Annotated in this window: 21 protein-coding genes; 6 read left to right on the top strand and 15 right to left on the bottom strand. The window is 59.0% G+C overall.

Going from position 1 to position 16,332, the window contains the following annotated elements:
* Nucleotides 1-77 precede the first annotated feature (77 nt).
* The 3 genes from ACG74X_RS04415 to ACG74X_RS04425 all read right to left on the bottom strand — a co-directional run bounded on the left by ACG74X_RS04415 (nucleotide 78) and on the right by ACG74X_RS04425 (nucleotide 1,932).
* A complete protein-coding gene (locus ACG74X_RS04415) occupies nucleotides 78-653 on the bottom strand; it encodes a hypothetical protein (RefSeq protein WP_411232946.1) in 576 nt (191 codons plus the stop codon).
* Between the two features lie 277 nt (nucleotides 654-930).
* Nucleotides 931-1,137: a 30S ribosomal protein S21 gene (gene rpsU, locus ACG74X_RS04420; RefSeq protein ID WP_036556662.1), complete on the bottom strand. Its 207-nt coding sequence runs from the start codon at nucleotides 1,135-1,137 to the stop codon at nucleotides 931-933.
* Nucleotides 1,138-1,236: 99 nt separating this feature from the next.
* The gene (locus ACG74X_RS04425; RefSeq protein WP_411232947.1) at nucleotides 1,237-1,932 is read right to left on the bottom strand and encodes a hypothetical protein; all 696 of its coding nucleotides are present in this window, start codon (nucleotides 1,930-1,932) and stop codon (nucleotides 1,237-1,239) included.
* Between the two features lie 227 nt (nucleotides 1,933-2,159).
* Here ACG74X_RS04425 and ACG74X_RS04430 point away from each other — a divergent pair, with 227 nt between their 5' ends.
* On the top strand, nucleotides 2,160-2,864 hold the full coding sequence (locus ACG74X_RS04430; protein WP_411232948.1) for a COQ9 family protein: 705 nt from the start codon (nucleotides 2,160-2,162) through the stop codon (nucleotides 2,862-2,864).
* 31 nt (nucleotides 2,865-2,895) lie between these two features.
* Here the strand turns inward: ACG74X_RS04430 and ACG74X_RS04435 are convergent, their stop codons facing one another.
* A complete protein-coding gene (locus ACG74X_RS04435; RefSeq protein WP_411232949.1) occupies nucleotides 2,896-3,534 on the bottom strand; it encodes a ribonuclease T2 family protein in 639 nt (212 codons plus the stop codon).
* Nucleotides 3,535-3,669: 135 nt separating this feature from the next.
* Here ACG74X_RS04435 and ACG74X_RS04440 point away from each other — a divergent pair, with 135 nt between their 5' ends.
* Nucleotides 3,670-4,431, top strand: coding sequence for a DUF1013 domain-containing protein (locus tag ACG74X_RS04440; protein WP_411232950.1), 762 nt, complete (start codon nucleotides 3,670-3,672; stop codon nucleotides 4,429-4,431).
* Between the two features lie 71 nt (nucleotides 4,432-4,502).
* On the opposite strand, the gene ACG74X_RS04445 is transcribed toward ACG74X_RS04440, so the two are convergent.
* From ACG74X_RS04445 to ACG74X_RS04490, 10 genes are all read right to left on the bottom strand, one after another.
* Nucleotides 4,503-4,886: a rhodanese-like domain-containing protein gene (locus ACG74X_RS04445; RefSeq protein WP_411232951.1), complete on the bottom strand. Its 384-nt coding sequence runs from the start codon at nucleotides 4,884-4,886 to the stop codon at nucleotides 4,503-4,505.
* A gap of 10 nt (nucleotides 4,887-4,896) precedes the next feature.
* Nucleotides 4,897-5,796, bottom strand: coding sequence for an MBL fold metallo-hydrolase (locus tag ACG74X_RS04450; protein ID WP_411232952.1), 900 nt, complete (start codon nucleotides 5,794-5,796; stop codon nucleotides 4,897-4,899).
* Nucleotides 5,797-5,866: 70 nt separating this feature from the next.
* Nucleotides 5,867-6,460, bottom strand: a complete 594-nt coding sequence (gene recR / locus ACG74X_RS04455) for a recombination mediator RecR (protein WP_411232953.1) — start codon at nucleotides 6,458-6,460, stop codon at nucleotides 5,867-5,869.
* A gap of 22 nt (nucleotides 6,461-6,482) precedes the next feature.
* Nucleotides 6,483-6,827: a YbaB/EbfC family nucleoid-associated protein gene (locus tag ACG74X_RS04460; RefSeq protein ID WP_411232954.1), complete on the bottom strand. Its 345-nt coding sequence runs from the start codon at nucleotides 6,825-6,827 to the stop codon at nucleotides 6,483-6,485.
* A gap of 148 nt (nucleotides 6,828-6,975) precedes the next feature.
* A complete protein-coding gene (locus ACG74X_RS04465; protein ID WP_411232955.1) occupies nucleotides 6,976-8,724 on the bottom strand; it encodes a DNA polymerase III subunit gamma/tau in 1,749 nt (582 codons plus the stop codon).
* 51 nt (nucleotides 8,725-8,775) lie between these two features.
* Entirely contained in the window at nucleotides 8,776-9,159 is a 384-nt protein-coding gene (locus ACG74X_RS04470) for a YidH family protein (RefSeq protein WP_411232956.1), read from the bottom strand.
* A gap of 109 nt (nucleotides 9,160-9,268) precedes the next feature.
* Nucleotides 9,269-9,757, bottom strand: coding sequence for a 30S ribosomal protein S9 (gene rpsI / locus ACG74X_RS04475; protein ID WP_411232957.1), 489 nt, complete (start codon nucleotides 9,755-9,757; stop codon nucleotides 9,269-9,271).
* Nucleotides 9,757-10,221, bottom strand: coding sequence for a 50S ribosomal protein L13 (gene rplM / locus ACG74X_RS04480; protein WP_411232958.1), 465 nt, complete (start codon nucleotides 10,219-10,221; stop codon nucleotides 9,757-9,759). Before rplM ends, rpsI begins: the two co-directional genes overlap by 1 nt.
* Before the next feature lie 170 nt (nucleotides 10,222-10,391).
* Nucleotides 10,392-10,922: a GNAT family N-acetyltransferase gene (locus tag ACG74X_RS04485; protein ID WP_411232959.1), complete on the bottom strand. Its 531-nt coding sequence runs from the start codon at nucleotides 10,920-10,922 to the stop codon at nucleotides 10,392-10,394.
* Between the two features lie 86 nt (nucleotides 10,923-11,008).
* A complete protein-coding gene (locus ACG74X_RS04490; protein WP_411233329.1) occupies nucleotides 11,009-12,424 on the bottom strand; it encodes a PLP-dependent aminotransferase family protein in 1,416 nt (471 codons plus the stop codon).
* A gap of 126 nt (nucleotides 12,425-12,550) precedes the next feature.
* On the opposite strand from ACG74X_RS04490, the gene ACG74X_RS04495 reads away from it, so the two are divergent.
* Nucleotides 12,551-12,778, top strand: coding sequence for a DUF1127 domain-containing protein (locus ACG74X_RS04495; protein WP_411232960.1), 228 nt, complete (start codon nucleotides 12,551-12,553; stop codon nucleotides 12,776-12,778).
* An 83-nt stretch (nucleotides 12,779-12,861) separates the two neighbouring features.
* Here the strand turns inward: ACG74X_RS04495 and ACG74X_RS04500 are convergent, their stop codons facing one another.
* Nucleotides 12,862-13,284 (bottom strand): PaaI family thioesterase, encoded by a 423-nt coding sequence (locus ACG74X_RS04500; protein WP_411232961.1) that lies wholly within the window; start codon nucleotides 13,282-13,284, stop codon nucleotides 12,862-12,864.
* A gap of 56 nt (nucleotides 13,285-13,340) precedes the next feature.
* Here ACG74X_RS04500 and ACG74X_RS04505 point away from each other — a divergent pair, with 56 nt between their 5' ends.
* The 3 genes from ACG74X_RS04505 (at nucleotide 13,341) to dacB (ending at nucleotide 16,332) form a co-directional block, all read left to right on the top strand.
* A complete protein-coding gene (locus ACG74X_RS04505; protein WP_411232962.1) occupies nucleotides 13,341-14,126 on the top strand; it encodes an enoyl-CoA hydratase in 786 nt (261 codons plus the stop codon).
* A 9-nt stretch (nucleotides 14,127-14,135) separates the two neighbouring features.
* On the top strand, nucleotides 14,136-14,729 hold the full coding sequence (locus ACG74X_RS04510; RefSeq protein WP_411232963.1) for a nicotinate-nucleotide adenylyltransferase: 594 nt from the start codon (nucleotides 14,136-14,138) through the stop codon (nucleotides 14,727-14,729).
* A 94-nt stretch (nucleotides 14,730-14,823) separates the two neighbouring features.
* On the top strand, nucleotides 14,824-16,332 hold the full coding sequence (dacB, locus tag ACG74X_RS04515; RefSeq protein ID WP_411232964.1) for a D-alanyl-D-alanine carboxypeptidase/D-alanyl-D-alanine-endopeptidase: 1,509 nt from the start codon (nucleotides 14,824-14,826) through the stop codon (nucleotides 16,330-16,332).

Raw genomic sequence — 16,332 nt, forward strand, 5'->3', positions numbered from 1 at the left:
TCACCCGACACTTTTGATCAAAGTGGCAGATCGGGTCGATTGAGAAAAGTGTTCTTTCACGCACGATGCGACGCAGCTCAGAAATCAGCCGAGGTCCACATCACCCGGTCGCCATTGACGCGCAGTGGGATCACCGGCCGGTACACACATTGAAAGGATCGGGGGCGATAGTCACAGACCAGCGTATCGCTCGCATCCTTGATGAACAGATACGCGCCGTTTTCGTGCTTCCAGGCAACGCCCCCATAGCTGGCGATTGTCATCGCTGTGATGTGATTGTTGGATGACCAGAAGCTGTAATCATCGGTGCCATAGATGCCGCCGCGCACTGCTTCGGGTTCGTCCTGTTTCGCCTCCGCGACCAGACCCGCCGTATGGTCGTCGATCAGAGCTTTCACAAAGCCGGTCGCTATGGAAGGCACAGCCAGAACCCAACCCGCGCAGGCCCCTGCGGCACCGACACCGTATATAAAGGCATCGGCCGCATCTGGTCCGGTTCCGGTAACGGCCCAAACGACCGGCTGCACAGCAAGACCGGCAACCCCACCGCGGGACAGCCCACCCGCCATGCTGAGCTTGCCATTTATCGCATATTCAACGGAAAAGGCGGCAACGGTCACCGCGGCGTTGGTGGCAGAATTATCTCCTGGCATGTCAATTCCTTGTGATCATGGCCCGTGCCACCACGGCTTGAAAAATTTGACTGGCCGCAAAGTGGCGGGCGGTTGAATAAAGGAAGGCAACAATAAAAATAAAAAGTTGCGCCGCTCAGATAGTGTCATGCATGGTTTGATTCGCGCAAGAAATCTTGCAACGCCTCCCCATGGGGGAGTGCGCCCAGGGCAAAGATCGGACCCGCCAGACACAACAAACCCCCGAAAGCGCAAGGCCTCGGGGGTTGTAAACTTCATAGCGTGTTGGAAAATCTGCTTAGAGCATACCTTCGCGCTGTGCCTTTTTACGCGCCAGTTTGCGCGCACGGCGGATCGCTTCGGCTTTCTCGCGGGCTTTTTTCTCCGATGGTTTTTCGAAGTGCTGACGCAGCTTCATTTCACGGAAAACGCCTTCACGTTGCAGCTTTTTCTTCAGAGCGCGGAGCGCCTGATCTACGTTGTTGTCACGAACACTAACCTGCATGTGGTTTTCACCACCTTTCTAAGTTGGATTTGCAAGGAGTTGCAGGAACGCGCTGGTTATCAAGTTGCGCCCGGTTTGTCCAGCCTGATCTAACGGGTTTTACAGCGGGCCAGACCCGTCCGATGCGGCCATATTATGTGCAGCGGTGATCGGGTTGGCCGGATAGATAAAGATGGCCAGTGACAGCAAGGCAAAGATACATTCATACACTTCCCAACGCCGCGATTCCCCCAGAAGCGGAATAATCAGCGTCACCGCCAATGCAAAGCCCGCATGATGCAGGCGAGGGACCGGGATGATCATCTTTCGGGTCAGCGTCTGAACCCATCCCACACGCGGCCAGAGCAATGGCAGAACGATCAGATAGCTAAGGATGATGTAGCTGAGGACCGGGCCGAAAATGAGTTCATCAAGTTTCACGTCGCCGATCACCAGATTATGGAAGGTGAATTCCTGCTGATCATTGTTTTGTCTAAAGTATTCCGGGCTTTCAAACCCAAGAATACGCTGTCCCCAAGAGATTTCCTCGCCACCTGCCCAGATATACGCAACCCCGTAGAGCACTCCCAGCGCCAGAGCGCCGGTCGGGATGTGTTTGCGCGCTCTGAACGCCCGATACCAAAGAACGCCCCCCGCCAGCGCCAAGCCGATCGCTGTTGTGTCTTCAATCAGCGAATCCTCAGCGCCGAAATAGTCAAAGAATATCTCTCGCGAGATGGCAGAGACAATAAAGGCGGAGATCAGGATCGTTGCGGCGCATGTCAGCAGCCAAAAGTCAAAGGAATGTCGCTGCACGTCTTGTCTCGCGAATTGGGTATTGGCGGCGGTGTATCAGCGACAGGACGTGGATTTCCAGATCAAACCCACAGCGTTTTAAGCCCGGCCCGAGTGACGTGGCTGGATCTGAACCGGGGGCTTGTCAGGATTTGCGCCGATTTCGGGCTCTTCCTGTTGGCGTTTGGCGGGGCATCGCACTAGGTTGGTCTGTAGCAACCCCGCAACCGATCTATCGGAGGCCACTTATGACACAGACACCCGACGAGACCGCCAGCGACGCCGGAAGCCAACTGCTGGACGCCGCGTTGATGCACGTGCCCTTTGACGGATGGTCAGACACCGCGTTTCGGGCCGCAATCGAGGATACCGGAATTGCCCCGGCAGTGGCGCGCGGCCTGTTTCCGCGCGGTGCCATTGACCTTGCTGCGGCCTTTCACCGGCGGGGCGATGACGCAATGGTCACCGCCTTGCAGCAGCACGATCTGTCAACGATGCGCTTTCGCGACCAGGTCACGCTTGCGGTCCGATTGCGGCTTGAGGCGGTCGAGGACAAGGAAGCGGTCCGGCGCGGTGCGACCTTGTTTGCGCTGCCGATGCATGCCGCCGAGGGCGCGCGTCTGGTCTGGGGCACGGCAGATCGCATCTGGACCGCGCTGGGCGACACCTCGCGCGATATCAATTGGTACACCAAACGCGCGACCCTGTCGGGGGTTTATTCGTCAACCGTGCTGTATTGGCTGGGCGACGATTCGCTTGAACATCAAGCAACCTGGGCGTTTCTGGATCGCCGGATCGGCGACGTGATGCAGATCGAAAAGACCAAGGCACAGCTGCGCAAGGCTCCGGGGCTGAGCAGTGTTCTCAAACGGGCGGATTCGCTGTTGTCGCGGGTCAAGGCACCGAAATCGAAACACAGCAACTTGCCCGGCGGCTGGACGGTTCCGCGCTGATGGGATCATCGCAGGGCTTCGGCCACCGGGTTTAGCGGATGGGAGCCAGCAAGGCATCTGTCGCGCGGCAATCCCTGATGACATCGACACCGCATGGCACCGGGTCCAGTGATCTGGACAAACAGATACGCGCTTCCTGAATGCGCCCGGCTTTGCAGGTGATGGTGATCATGTCGCGCGTGAGCTGCGGGTTTGCCTTGATGAACGCCTCTTCAACCACGGCTGCGGGCAAAGTGACCGGTTGGTCCAGTTTCCGGAACACATCCGGGCGCGTGATCATGTCATAGGCTTGCCGCGAGGTGGCGTAATAGTCGGTCGCCGACAGACCGGAACACACGCCATGCTTGTTCCACTGATGCCAGGCCAGACCGGGCGTGCCCATGATATCGGCCATGCCCCGCGTCATTGCGCGCGACGGGTTGCGATGGGTGGTCGGACAGTAGGACGGCCAGCCGCGATCATATTGGGGCCAAAGCCCGTGCATCATCCAGCCGAAATCTGCATCCTCGGAACATTGCGGTGACTGGCGCGCGTCGCCCTCGATGGCGCACCATGTCGGTGACCAACTAAGCGATAGCACATAATAGTCAAACGCGCCGGATTGTTCCCCTTTGGCCACGGCCACAGTGGCCCAAACTGCTGTCACCAGACCAATGATCCACGCCTGCATTTTCTCTTTCCTCTTTGCTCTTGCGCGATTATAAGCGCGCCAAGTTCCCTGACAATGGAAACCGGTCCCGGCACCTCTGGGGCCTCTCGGACAGCCTCCGAGAGATCAAGAAAGCTTTGCGTAAGGAGACGCGAGATGGGCAAACCGATTATGGCCAAAGCCACTGCCGTCTGGCTGGTGGACAACACAACACTGACCTTCAAGCAGATCGCCGATTTCACCGGTATGCACGAGCTTGAAGTGCAGGGCATCGCAGACGGAGATGTGGCCGCAGGTGTCAAAGGGTTTGACCCCATCGCCAACAATCAGTTGGATGCCGAAGAGATCAAAAAGGGTGAGAACAATCCGCTGCATGCCCTGAAGCTCAAGATCTATGCCGCCGCGCAAGGCGAAGAGAAACGCCGTGGTCCGCGCTACACGCCGCTGTCAAAACGTCAGGACCGTCCGGCGTCGATTCTGTGGCTGGTCAAGTTTCACCCCGAACTGAGCGACGGCCAGATTTCGAAACTGGTGGGCACCACCAAACCGACCATTCAGGCGATCCGCGAGCGCACCCATTGGAACATCAACAATATCCAGCCGATTGACCCGGTCGCATTGGGGCTGTGCAAACAATCCGAACTGGATGCCGCCGTCGCCAAAGCCGCGAAAAAGCAGGAAGCGGTGATGACTGATGACGAGCGCCGCAAATTGGTGTCGACGGAGCAGAGCCTTGATATGGACACCGAACCACGTTTGCCAAGCGCAATCGAAGGTTTGGAGACCTTTAGCCTGACCACGCCGGACGAGGATGAAACCAAGACAAGCGAAGAAGATTACACGGACGCGGACAGCTTTTTCAACTTGCCGGACAGCGATGTCGAGGACGAGGACGAAGAGGATGCCAGCGACAAGTGATCGCGGTTTCCGAACAAAAAACCCGGCCCCGTTTAACGGTGCCGGGTTTTTTTTGTGCGACGAGGCTATGATCAGCCGGATTTTTTCATCTCTTTCGGACCGCCGGTCGACACATCGGTGCCCATATAGGGCAGGCCGCTGTCTTTCCATGCCACAAAGCCGCCGGCCATATGTGCGATGCGGTCCGCGCCGGCCTTCAACACCTGTTCGGCCACTTTGGCCGACCGCACACCCGAGCCGCAGTGAAACACGATCTGCTTGCTGTTCTGATCGGGCATGTGATCGGCCTGAAAGGATTGCATCGGTGCCAACAACGCTCCGGTGATCCGTTCCAGCGCGAATTCCTGAGGCGTGCGCACGTCGATCAAGATGATTTCGTTTTTTGCAAACGCCTTGGCCACTTCGTCCGGTGTCCAGTTTTCAAGTGTTCCATTGTCGGTCTGTTCGATGTCCATCCGTGTCCTCCTAAAAGCGGTTCAATGGGATTTTCAGATAGCTGCGCCCATCCGCTTCGGCCTTTGGCGCACGTCCGGCACGCAGGTTCATTTGAAGCACATGCAGCATACGGTCCGGCAAGGCCAGCGACCTGTCACGCCCCTCGCGTTGCGCGATATAGGCGTCTTTGGTCACACCGCCGCCGATATGAATATTTTGTCGCCGTTGTTCGGCCACGGTCGATTCCCAGGTGGGGGCCGGTCGCGTGTCCGTTCCATAATCATGGCCGACGAACAGCCGGGTTTGATCAGGCAGATCAAGAATGGCCTGCAAGGACGCCCAAAGATCTTCGGCGGTTCCACCGGGAAAGTCGGCGCGCGACGTGCCTGCGTCGGGTTGCATAAACGTGTCATGCACGAAAGCCGCATCATCGCCAACGATATAGGTGATCGACCCCAACGTGTGACCCGGCGACAGCATCACCCGCACGGGCAGGGTGCCGATCTTGAAGCTGTCGCCATCGGCAAACAGGTGATCGAACGCCGCTTTCGGATCGAACGCGTCCGGCAGGTGATAAAAATCGCGCCACAGCTTTGCGATCTGTTGTATTTTCTCTCCGATCGCATTCGGCTTGCCCAGCCTGTCTTTCAGATAGGCCGATGCCATCAGGTGATCTGCGTGCGGGTGCGTGTCGAGAATCCACTCGATCTCGGCCCCTTCGCTTTCGGCAAATCGTAAAATGGCGTCAACACTGTCGGTTTTGGTCGATGCGCTTTCGGGATCAAAGGTCAGCACCGTGTCAATCAGCGCGGCTTTGCGCGTGTTCGGGTCGACCACAAGGTACTGAATGCTGCCGGTGTCCGCGTCGTAAAAACCGGTGACCTCGGCCGATCCGCTTCCGGTTGACTGGCTGGTGCGTGATACTGTCATGGTATGCCCTCCGATGTTATGTCCGAAACGGCTGTGGCACTGACATGTTCCATTTTTTGAAGATGTTTTTTCAAACAGTTTTGCGCGCATTCAAGGCAGCGGTGATCGTGCCTTCATCCAGATAATCCAGTTCCCCGCCAATCGGGACACCCTGGGCCAGAGATGTGAGCGTCACGCGGCCTTCCAGATGGTCGGCGATGTAATGAGCTGTTGTCTGACCGTCGATAGTGGCGTTCAAGGCAAGGATCACTTCGGTCACCTCTTCGCTTTCAACGCGGCTTTGCAGTTTCGGGATACGCAGCTCTTCCGGCCCGATTGCATCCAGCGCGGACAGCGTACCGCCCAGCACATGATACCGCCCCTTGAACACGCCAGACCGCTCGATGGCCCACAGGTCCGAGACATCCTCGACCACGCAAAGCAGACCGTTGTTGCGTTGATTGTCCTGACAGATCTCGCAAATGTCCTGCGTTCCGATATTGCCACAATTTAGGCATTCGCGTGCATCGCGTGCCACACGGGTCATCAACTCGGCCAGAGGGCCCAGCAACAGCGACCGTTTCCGGATCATCTGCAGCACTGCCCGCCGGGCGGATCTTGGACCCAGCCCCGGCAGTCGCGCCATCATGGCGATCAACGCTTCTATGTCATTGTCGTCGCGCATCAGCCGCGTGTGATCCTGTCGGTCAAAACGGCAGGTTCATTCCGGGGGGCAAACCCAGACCCTCGGTCAGCTTGGACATCTCTTCCTGGGATTTGTCCTGCGCTTTTTGCTGTGCGTCCTTGATCGCGGCCAGGATCAGGTCTTCGACCACTTCCTTGTCATCGCCGTTAAAGATCGACGGGTCGATATCAAGGGCCGTCAATTCGCCCTTGGCGGTCGAGGTCGCCTTGACCAGACCGGCCCCGGATTCCCCCACAACCGTAATCGACGCCAGGTCTTCCTGCATCTGGGCCATCTTGCCCTGCATCTCCTGTGCGGCCTTCATCATCTTGGCCATGTCACCCATCTGGCCCAAACCCTTAAACATCTGTCGTTCTCCGCTTGTCAGCGCTCCCAGGTGGGGGCGCGGTGTAAAAGATCATCCCAACACATATTGCAGCGATGATGCCAATGAACAAGGCAGGACACCCGATACAGCCTTCGGTCAAGTACCGGGCCGGGCAGGGCTGACAGGATCAGTCCTCCTCGAACGGGTCCCATTCATCTTCCACTTCGGGCAAAGCGTCTGCTTCGGCCTCGGCTGCGATCTGGTCCTGTGTGCGGACCTCTTCGATTGTCGCACCGGGAAAGGCGTCCAGAACCGCTTTCACAAGCGGATGCTCTGCCGCCTCGGCCTTGATTGCGACAAGTGCAGCATCCTTGCGCTCGGCAATTGTTTCGGCGTCCGAATCGTTGACGACCGACACGCCCCAACGATTGCCGGTCCAGCGCTGCAACGCGCTGCCAAGCCGCGCGGCAAGATCGGCAGGTGCATTGTTCGTTGGCGTAAATTCAATGCGGCCCGGTTGATAGGCCGCCAACCGAACACAGCCCTCGACCTCGACCAACAGCTTCACATCGCGGTTCGCGCGGATCAGGTCGACCACATGCTCAAAGGTGGGAAATCGCGCCAGCGCCTGATCTGCGGCAAGCGCCACCGCGGCACCGCCATGGGACGCATGGGGGCCCGATTGCGGTGCATGGGTCGCGGCAGGGGTGCCAAGAGCCGTGGCCCCGTGCGACCCACCGGCCTGTGGTCCACCACCCGCAGGCGGCTGGGGTGGGGGCGGCGCGTCTTGCAAGCGTTTCACCAGATCCTCTGGGCTGGGCAATTCGGACACATGGGTCATTCGGATGATCGCCATTTCGGCGGCCATCATCGCGTTCGGGGCCTGGGCCACCTCGTCCAGCGCCTTGAGCAGCATCTGCCAAAGCCGGGTCAGAGGGCGCATGCCGAGGGCTGCCGCAAAATCCTGCCCACGCTGGCGTTCGTCGGGGCCGATGGTGGGGTCTTCGGCGGCCTCGGGCGTGATTTTGACAACTGAAATCCAATGCGTGATTTCGGCCAGATCCCGCAACACCGCCATCGGATCAGCGCCATCTGCGTATTGGGCGGACAATTCGGTCAACGCGCCTGCCGCGTCGCCTTTCATCACCAGATCAAACAGATCCAGAACGCGCCCGCGATCGGCCAGACCCAGCATCGCCCGGACCTGATCCGCCCCGGTTTCCCCCGCGCCATGGCTGATCGCCTGATCCAGAAGCGATGTCGCATCGCGGGCCGAGCCTTCGGCGGCGCGGGTGATCAACGCCAATGCATCATCGGTGATGTCGGCCCCTTCGGAAGTGGCGATCCGGCGCAGCATTTGAAGCATCATCTCGGGTTCGATCCGGCGCAGATCGAACCGCTGACAGCGCGACAGAACGGTCACCGGAACCTTGCGGATTTCCGTGGTGGCAAAGATGAATTTCACATGCTCGGGCGGCTCTTCCAATGTCTTCAACAACGCGTTGAACGCGCTGGTGGACAGCATGTGAACCTCGTCGATGATGTAGATCTTGTAGCGGGCAGAGGCCGCGCGGTAATGCACCGAATCGATGATTTCGCGAATGTCGCCCACACCGGTGCGCGACGCGGCGTCCATCTCCATCACATCGACATGACGCCCTTCCATGATCGCCACACAATGTTCGCATTGGCCGCACGGTTCGGTGGTTGGCCCGCCCGCGCCATCGGTGCCGATACAGTTCAGACCCTTTGCAATGATCCGTGCGGTGGTGGTTTTGCCAATCCCGCGAATGCCGGTCATCACAAAGGCCTGCGCAATGCGATCTGCCTCAAACGCGTTTTTGAGTGTGCGCACCATCGCCTCCTGGCCGACAAGATCGGCAAAGGTTTCCGGGCGATACTTGCGGGCAAGCACCTGATAGGGTGTGTCGGACATGGGTGTTCTTTCCTCGGCTTGGCGCTCAGGCTACCTGATCCGGGGGAGGATTCACAACAACCAAAGAATGACCCCCGTCGCCGAAGTGCCGATTCCGAAAGCAATCGTGATCACGGTGATATAATCACGGGATTGCCCGTTCGCGTCATGCGTGCTGAGCGAGTCTTTCGTGCGCTTGGCTTGCCGCCATGCCGACACAAAGATCAAAAGCGCCGCGACGATAAAAACGGTGGCCACCACCTTGGGCACCCAGGTTGGCTCGTACGGGCGAAACAGCGCCCTGAGGCCAAGCGCGATGGCAACAGAGGCCATGCCGGTGCGCAGCCAGCCTGCGAACGTGCGTTCATTGGCCAGAACCGTCCGGTCCTCGGCCCAGTCGGTGCGGTTTTCGGCGTATTCAGTGCGGTCTTTGGCCAGTCCGGTCTTGTCGCTCATGCGTTGACGCTACTGCCGGAGGGGCCGGTGACCAATATCGAAAATGTCACCACGCAAGAAAAAGGCCACCGCGACGGGTGGCCTTTTGAAAACGATCGGTGAAAAACGATCAGCGCTTGGAGAACTGGAAGCTCCGGCGCGCCTTGCGCTTACCGTATTTCTTGCGTTCCACAACGCGGCTGTCGCGAGTGAGGAAGCCTGCCGCCTTGAGCGCGCCGCGCAGCGACGGATCGTACAGCTGCAGCGCTTTGGAGATGCCGTGCTTGACCGCACCGGCCTGACCGGACAGACCACCGCCCTTGACGGTTGCCATAACGTCGAACTGGTCGGCAACACCGGCCACGTCGAACGGTTGACGCAGGATCATCTGCAGAACCGGACGCGCAAAGTAAACGTTCATGTCTTTGCCGTTCACGTTGACCTTGCCGGAACCCGGCTTGATCCAGACGCGGGCAACCGCGTCTTTCCGCTTGCCGGTGGCGTAAGAGCGACCAAGATCGTCGCGCTGTGGCTCTGCCGGGGTTTCTGCAACTTCCGGAGCCGCGTCAACGCCAGCAACCGTGTTCAGGTCTTCCAAAGAAGTGATTTGCTCAGCCATTATTTCGCCGTCCGTGTGTTCTTGGAGTTCATGGACTTCACATCCAGCACTTCGGGGCTTTGCGCCTCGTGGGGATGCTCGGCTCCGGCATAGACACGCAGGTTTGTCATGATCTTGCGCGAAAGGCGGTTGCCCGGCAGCATACGCTGAACCGCTTTGGTCACAACGCGCTCTGGATGGGCACCTTCCAGGATCTGCTGCTTGGTACGGGACTTGATGCCGCCCGGATATCCGGTGTGCCAGTAGAAATGTTCCTGACGCTTGTTGCCGGTCAACTGGATCTTGTCCGCGTTGATCACGATAACATTGTCACCGGTGTCCATATGCGGGGTGAAGGTCGCCTTGTGCTTGCCGCGCAGGCGTGTGGCAACGATCGACGCAAGACGGCCAAGCACGACGCCTTCGGCGTCGATGATGATCCATTTCTTGTCGATATCTGCCGGTGTTGCAGAATAGGTTTTCATCTTGGGAGTACCCTGACGTTTGATTGGTGAATCAGGGCCAGATCCGCCCCGAGCGTTCGATGGGCGGGTTATAAGGATTGCATTTCCACAGTCAAGCGCGGTTCGGGGCGAAAAATCACATCAAATCAATACTTTGAAAATAAGGTAATATGTTACCCCATCACGTGACGCTATTTTGCCGCGCCGCCCAGATCAAGCTTGCGATAGACCAGATAGGGGTCAAGCTCTGGCGCGTTGGCGTTGCCGTTATAGCGCTGTGTCTCGCCAAAGCCGAGCCGGTCATACAGCGCCAGCATAGAGCTGTTGCCGCGTACGGTATCGGCAAGGATGGTTGTGGCGCCCATGTCCCTGGCCTTTTCGATCCGCATCTCGATCAGACGGCGTCCCAGACCCAGACCGCGGGCCAGATCGCGGACATAGAGACGCTTCAGCTCGGCCCGGTTTGAATCGATCATCCGGATGAAACCACAGCCCAGCAAATAGCCGGATTTGTCCCGCGCGAACACGATGTCCCCGTTTGGCGGCAGAAAGTCGTCCAGAGAGGCAAGGTTTGCCGCCACCTCTTTTTCGATCGAAAATCGCGGCCCGCCGACATTCATCAGGCGTTCCTGGATCTGACCGTAATATTCCGTCAAAATATCTGACAACTCGGCAAGGTCAGGCTTGGCCTGAGCAAAGGAAAAGGTGATGTCTAGCTGCATTCAGGGCTTTCACAGGTGAGTCGCTCGCACAGGTTACCGTCCGATCCATAGGCGAGCGACTATTTTTTGATCATTCCGGGGAAAAATCAGACACTTATCTGCTCTGGCGGGTGCTCTAAAAGATTGCGCAGCTTATGGAGCGCCTGTTCGAACCGGTCCAACGGGATCTGCGCATTCACAGCAATCCGCACCGCGTGGGGCGCGTGTGCCTCGCGACCGACGAAATCCTCTGCGGGTTTGATTTTGATGTCCTGCGCCTCGGCGGCCTGACAAAAGGCGGATGCACGCCAGCCGACGGGCAGGGGCAGCCAAAAGAACGGAACGTCCTCGCGCCAGCCCAGATCGTGATGCCCCAGAATATTCACCGCAGTGCGGATATATGGCCGCATATAGGCCACCACATCCTGCGCCAGACGGTCCCCTTTGGGATGGGTGAACAGCAAGGTGGCCAGATCGGCCAGCGGCATGGCCAATCCGAAAAAACCGTATTCCGCAGACCGCCGCAAGCTTGCGCCCTGGCCGTGCGGTGAAATCGCAAACCCGATGCGCAGCGACGGAGTGATGGTTTTGGAAATCGACGAAACGTACCAGCCGCGGTCCTTTGCCAACATCCGGTATGACGGCGCGCGCGTGGCACCCATCCGGTAGCAATCATCCTCAAGGATCTGAAAATCACACCGCCGTGCCACCTCGACAATCGCATTCCGACGCTGAACCGGGGTGGAGTGGCATGTCGGATTGTGCACTTCCGGACTGGTACACAGCACTTGCGCCGCGTGCAGGCGGGCGAGGCGTTCCAGCTCTTCTGGAATCAGGCCATGTTCATCCATCGGCACGGACACCACAGTGGCGCGCAGCAAATCGGCGGCCCGACGAAACCCGGGATAGGCAAGCTCTTCGACCAGAATGACCGGTGCAGGCCCGCGCAGAACGCTTTGCAGAATGAGCAAGATGCCGTTTTGCCCGCCATGGCTCAGAACCACGTCATCCGGGTCCAGCGGGCCAAGCGGCGTGCCGTTCAGCCAGCGGACAACGGCGGCGCGTGCAGGCGCGAATGCGGCCCTGTTAGGGTAGTGCATCAATCCAGAGGGCGGGTCTTTGGCGATCTGGATCATCAGATCCCGGACCAGCCGTGCCTGTCCGACATTGGGCAGCGCAGGCGACATCAGGTTGAAATCCTTGAAGTTTCCGTTGGTGCCATGCGGCACTGCGTCAACCTCGATTGGCAGCGCATCGTCATCGACCACAGGGGTCGCCACAAATGTGCCGCGCCCGACCTCGGCCACCACTTCGCCCGCATCCGTCAGAATTGTATAGGCCCGCGCCACCGTGCCCGGTGTGATCGACAGCGACCACGCCAGTTCACGCACAGGCGGCAAACGATCCCCCGGACCAAGGTTCCCGCTGCGAATGGATTTGCGGATCGCATCGACGACACGTTGATATTTTGGGCCGGTCCCGCTGGTGGGCAGTGTGATCTCTGACGGTTCGACTTTGTTCAGAATTGTATCGGGCACAATCTTTTCCTAGCGGCGGCGTATGTAGCAATGTATCTCAAATTGTATTGCTAATGTCTACCTAAATGCCAAAAATTCAAGATTGTGTCGATACAATATAGGAGCGCCACCATGACACACGCCACACAATCCGCCCATCTTGCCTATCTTGGCGATCAGACCTCGCTGACACCAGCAGCCACGGTCGCGGTCCGTGTCGCGGTGGTTTTGACACAATGGACCGAACGCCGCCGCACGCGTCGCCACCTTGGTCAGTTGGATGATCATCTTCTTCGGGACGTTGGATTGGATCGGTTGGCCGCCCAAAGGGAGGCCGACCGCAAGTTCTGGCAGGTGTAATCCCTGCGCTTGTCAGAGCGCTGACTGGGGTGCAAAGACCGGCTTTGCGCCCCTTTTTTTGTTGCACGTCCGCGGCGGACCCCCTAGCGTTTTGGCGGCAGGGAATAGGTCAGCGTCGCGCGCGCCACGGGCTCTGGCTGGCCATCGGAATACAGCAAGACATCTGTCACGCTAAGTGCTTTGCCAAGTTTCAGAACCCGCGCATGAGCCAGCACGTCGGCACCCGCTGCCGGTTTGCGCATAAAATCAATCGAACAATTTGTGGTGACGGCCAGCGCCTCTTTGCCGACCCGCGCCATTGTGGCAACATAGGCTGCCACATCCGCCAGCCCGAACATGGCCGGCCCCGATACAGTGCCGCCGGGGCGCAGATGCTGTTCGGAGGTATGCAAACGCATGACCAGCAGTGTCTCGTCCAGGCGGTCGATCCCGAACATGCCTTTGACCTGTGGAAAGACCTCATTCAGAAATACTGCCATTTCCTCTGCCGGTACTTTGATCGCCATGCTTTCCTCCTCTGGGTTCAGCGGCTAGAGTTGCCTCAAGTCACTGGGAGAACAAGATGAAAATCCTGGAACGTCGCGACACGGACGCGATATGCCATTTGCAGCTAAACGCGCCTGACCGGTTGAATGCGTTGTCGGATGAAATGCTTGCCGCGCTGCAAGAACAATTGGACGCGCTGCACTCTGACAGCTCTATTCGTGTGGTTGTTCTGTCCGGAGCGGGCAAGGCGTTTTGCGCCGGGCATGATCTAAAGCAAATGACCGCCGGTCGGCAGGCCGAGGATGGGGGCAAGGCTTATTTCAAAGACCTGTTTGACCGCTGCGCGCGCGTGATGACCGGTGTTCAAAACCTGCCGCAACCGGTGATCGCACAGGTGCATGGCATAGCAACCGCCGCCGGATGCCAATTGGTCGCGTCCTGCGATATGGCGGTGGCGGCAGAGGGCACGCGGTTCGGGGTCAATGGCGTCAATATCGGGTTGTTCTGTTCGACACCGATGGTGGCCTTGTCCCGCAACATCCCGCGCAAACAGGCCTTCGAGATGCTGGTGACGGGCCAATTCGTGGATGCCCATCACGCCGAGGCGCTGGGCCTGATCAACAAGGTCGTTGCCGAAAACCAATTGTCCGAAGAAACAGATGCGTTGGCGCGGCTGGTGGCCAGCAAGCTGGGCGCGGCCGTGAAAATCGGAAAACATGCCTTTTATGATCAGGCAGAAATGTCCTTGCAGGATGCCTACGCATATACCGGCGATGTCATGGTGGAAAACATGATGAACCGTGACACCGAAGAAGGCATCGCCGCCTTTCTGGAAAAGCGTCCTCCAGACTGGACGCAGTGAATTTTGCACATGCGGCTTCCCTTGCGCGCTGGCATGTCCGTGGGGCTGTTGGGGGGATCGTTCGATCCCACCCATCAGGGCCATGTCCACCTGACCCGCATGGCCCTGACCCGCTTTGCGCTGGATCGGGTTGTCTGGCTGGTATCGCCCGGAAACCCATTAAAATCGCGGGGTCCGGCATCGCTGGAGGATCGCATGGATCGGGCGAAAGCGTTGATGAAAGATCCGCGTGTCCTGATCAGCGATTATGAATCCCGGATCGGCACGCGTTACACGGCGGAAACGCTGTCCTCGTTACAAACGTCCTTTGCCGGAGTGCGTTTTGTCTGGTTAATGGGGGCTGACAATCTGCATCAGTTTCACCGCTGGGATCGCTGGCAACAGATCTTTCAGTCTGTCCCGATCGGGGTGTTGGCGCGTCCCGGCTGGCGTCAATCTGCGCTGCATTCCCGGGCGGCCCGTCAGTTTCGCCAATACCGGCTTTCGGGGCGGGCGTCGCATCTTCTCGCACAGATGCCGCCGCCCGCATGGTGTTTCGTCAATATGCCGATGGTCCCCGTCAGTTCGACCGATATCCGCAAACAAGGCGCATGGCGCAGCTGACGGATATGCGGCAACCGGCACCGGGTATCACCGCCTTTTGATAAGGCACGACAGCCGCTTGAATGCGCGGGGAGCATAAGGTTAGATCACGTCTATGACACGAGGTATTTCACGACGTACTGTCCTGGCAGGACTGGCGGCTAGTGGGCTGGGGCAAGCCGCGCTGGCGCAATCTGCCTTGGCGCCATTGGCCTCGTTGCGCCCGATGGCCCGCGATGGCGGGTTGCTCAAATCCTATCAGCCGCCCCTCTCTGATCTGGTCGCGCAATCCGGTCTGGCTGGCAAAGTCAGCGTGCAGGTCGCGGATGTCAAAACCGGGCTTGTTCTGGAATCGCACAACCCGTTGCGGGCCTTGCCTCCGGCCAGCGTCGCCAAAGCGCTGACCGCCTGTTACGCGCTGGATGTGCTGGGGCCGGGGTTTCATTTTGAAACCCGTATTCTTGCAACCGGCCCGATCACCGATGGACGGCTGAACGGCGATCTTATTCTTGCGGGGGGCGGGGACCCGACGCTGAACACCGATGCGGTGGCGGCCCTGACACAACGTCTGCGCGAAGAGATTGGCCTGACCGAGGTGACCGGGCGGTTCCTGATTTGGGCGGGTGCTCTGCCGCAGCTTCGCCAGATTGACGCCGAACAGCCTGACCAGGTGGGCTACAATCCCGGATTGTCCGGTCTGAACCTGAACTTCAACCGCGTGCATTTTGAATGGAAGCGCGGCGGCAACGGCTACAGCGTGGCGATGGATGCGCGGTCCGCCAGCCTGCGCCCGGCTGTCCGCACCGCCCGGATGCAGATCGAGCCACGCAAATACCCGATCTACACCTATGCAGATGGTGGCAGCCACGACAATTGGACGGTGGCCCGCGCTGCGTTGGGCCAGAACGGATCCCGATGGCTGCCGGTGCGCAAACCTGCCTTATACACAGGCGAGGTGTTTCAGATTCTGGCCCGCTCGAACGGTATTGTCCTCAAAGCGCCGGAACCGATTGAGGTGCTTCCCGCAAATACCACAGAGATCATCACCCATCAAAGCGCCCCCTTGCGGATCATCCTGCGGGATATGTTGAAATATTCGACCAATGTCACCGCCGAATGTATCGGATTGACCGCCACAAACACGCGCGTTGGCCCGGTCACGTCGCTCAGGGCGTCTGCCGAGGCGATGAATGACTGGGCGAGGACCACGCTGGATATGTCGTCAGTGGAGCTTGAGGATCATTCGGGGCTTGGCGACGACAGCCGTGTGTCGGCGCGTGATATGGTCAAGGCGCTGATTGCGGCGCGCAAGGCCGTCGGGATCAAGCCGCTTTTGAAGGCGCATCCCCTGCGAAGCGAAGATCGCACCATTATCAAAGATCACCCGGTCAAGGTTCACGCAAAAACCGGCACATTGAATTTCGTCAGCGGATTGGGAGGCTTTGTCGATCTGCCCGATGGCACAGAGCTGGCCTTTGCCTATTTCTCGGCCGATCTGCCGCGCCGCGATGCTCTAAGCCGGGAAGAACGCGAACGCCCCCCCGGTGGGCGCACCTACAGCACACGCGCCCGCAAGCTTCAGCAGCGCATGCTGGCGCGTTGGGGTATTGTGTATAGCGGCTAG

Origin of the sequence: Marivita sp. S0852, from assembly GCF_046591575.1 — a bacterium.
In the GTDB taxonomy this organism is placed as follows: domain Bacteria; phylum Pseudomonadota; class Alphaproteobacteria; order Rhodobacterales; family Rhodobacteraceae; genus Marivita.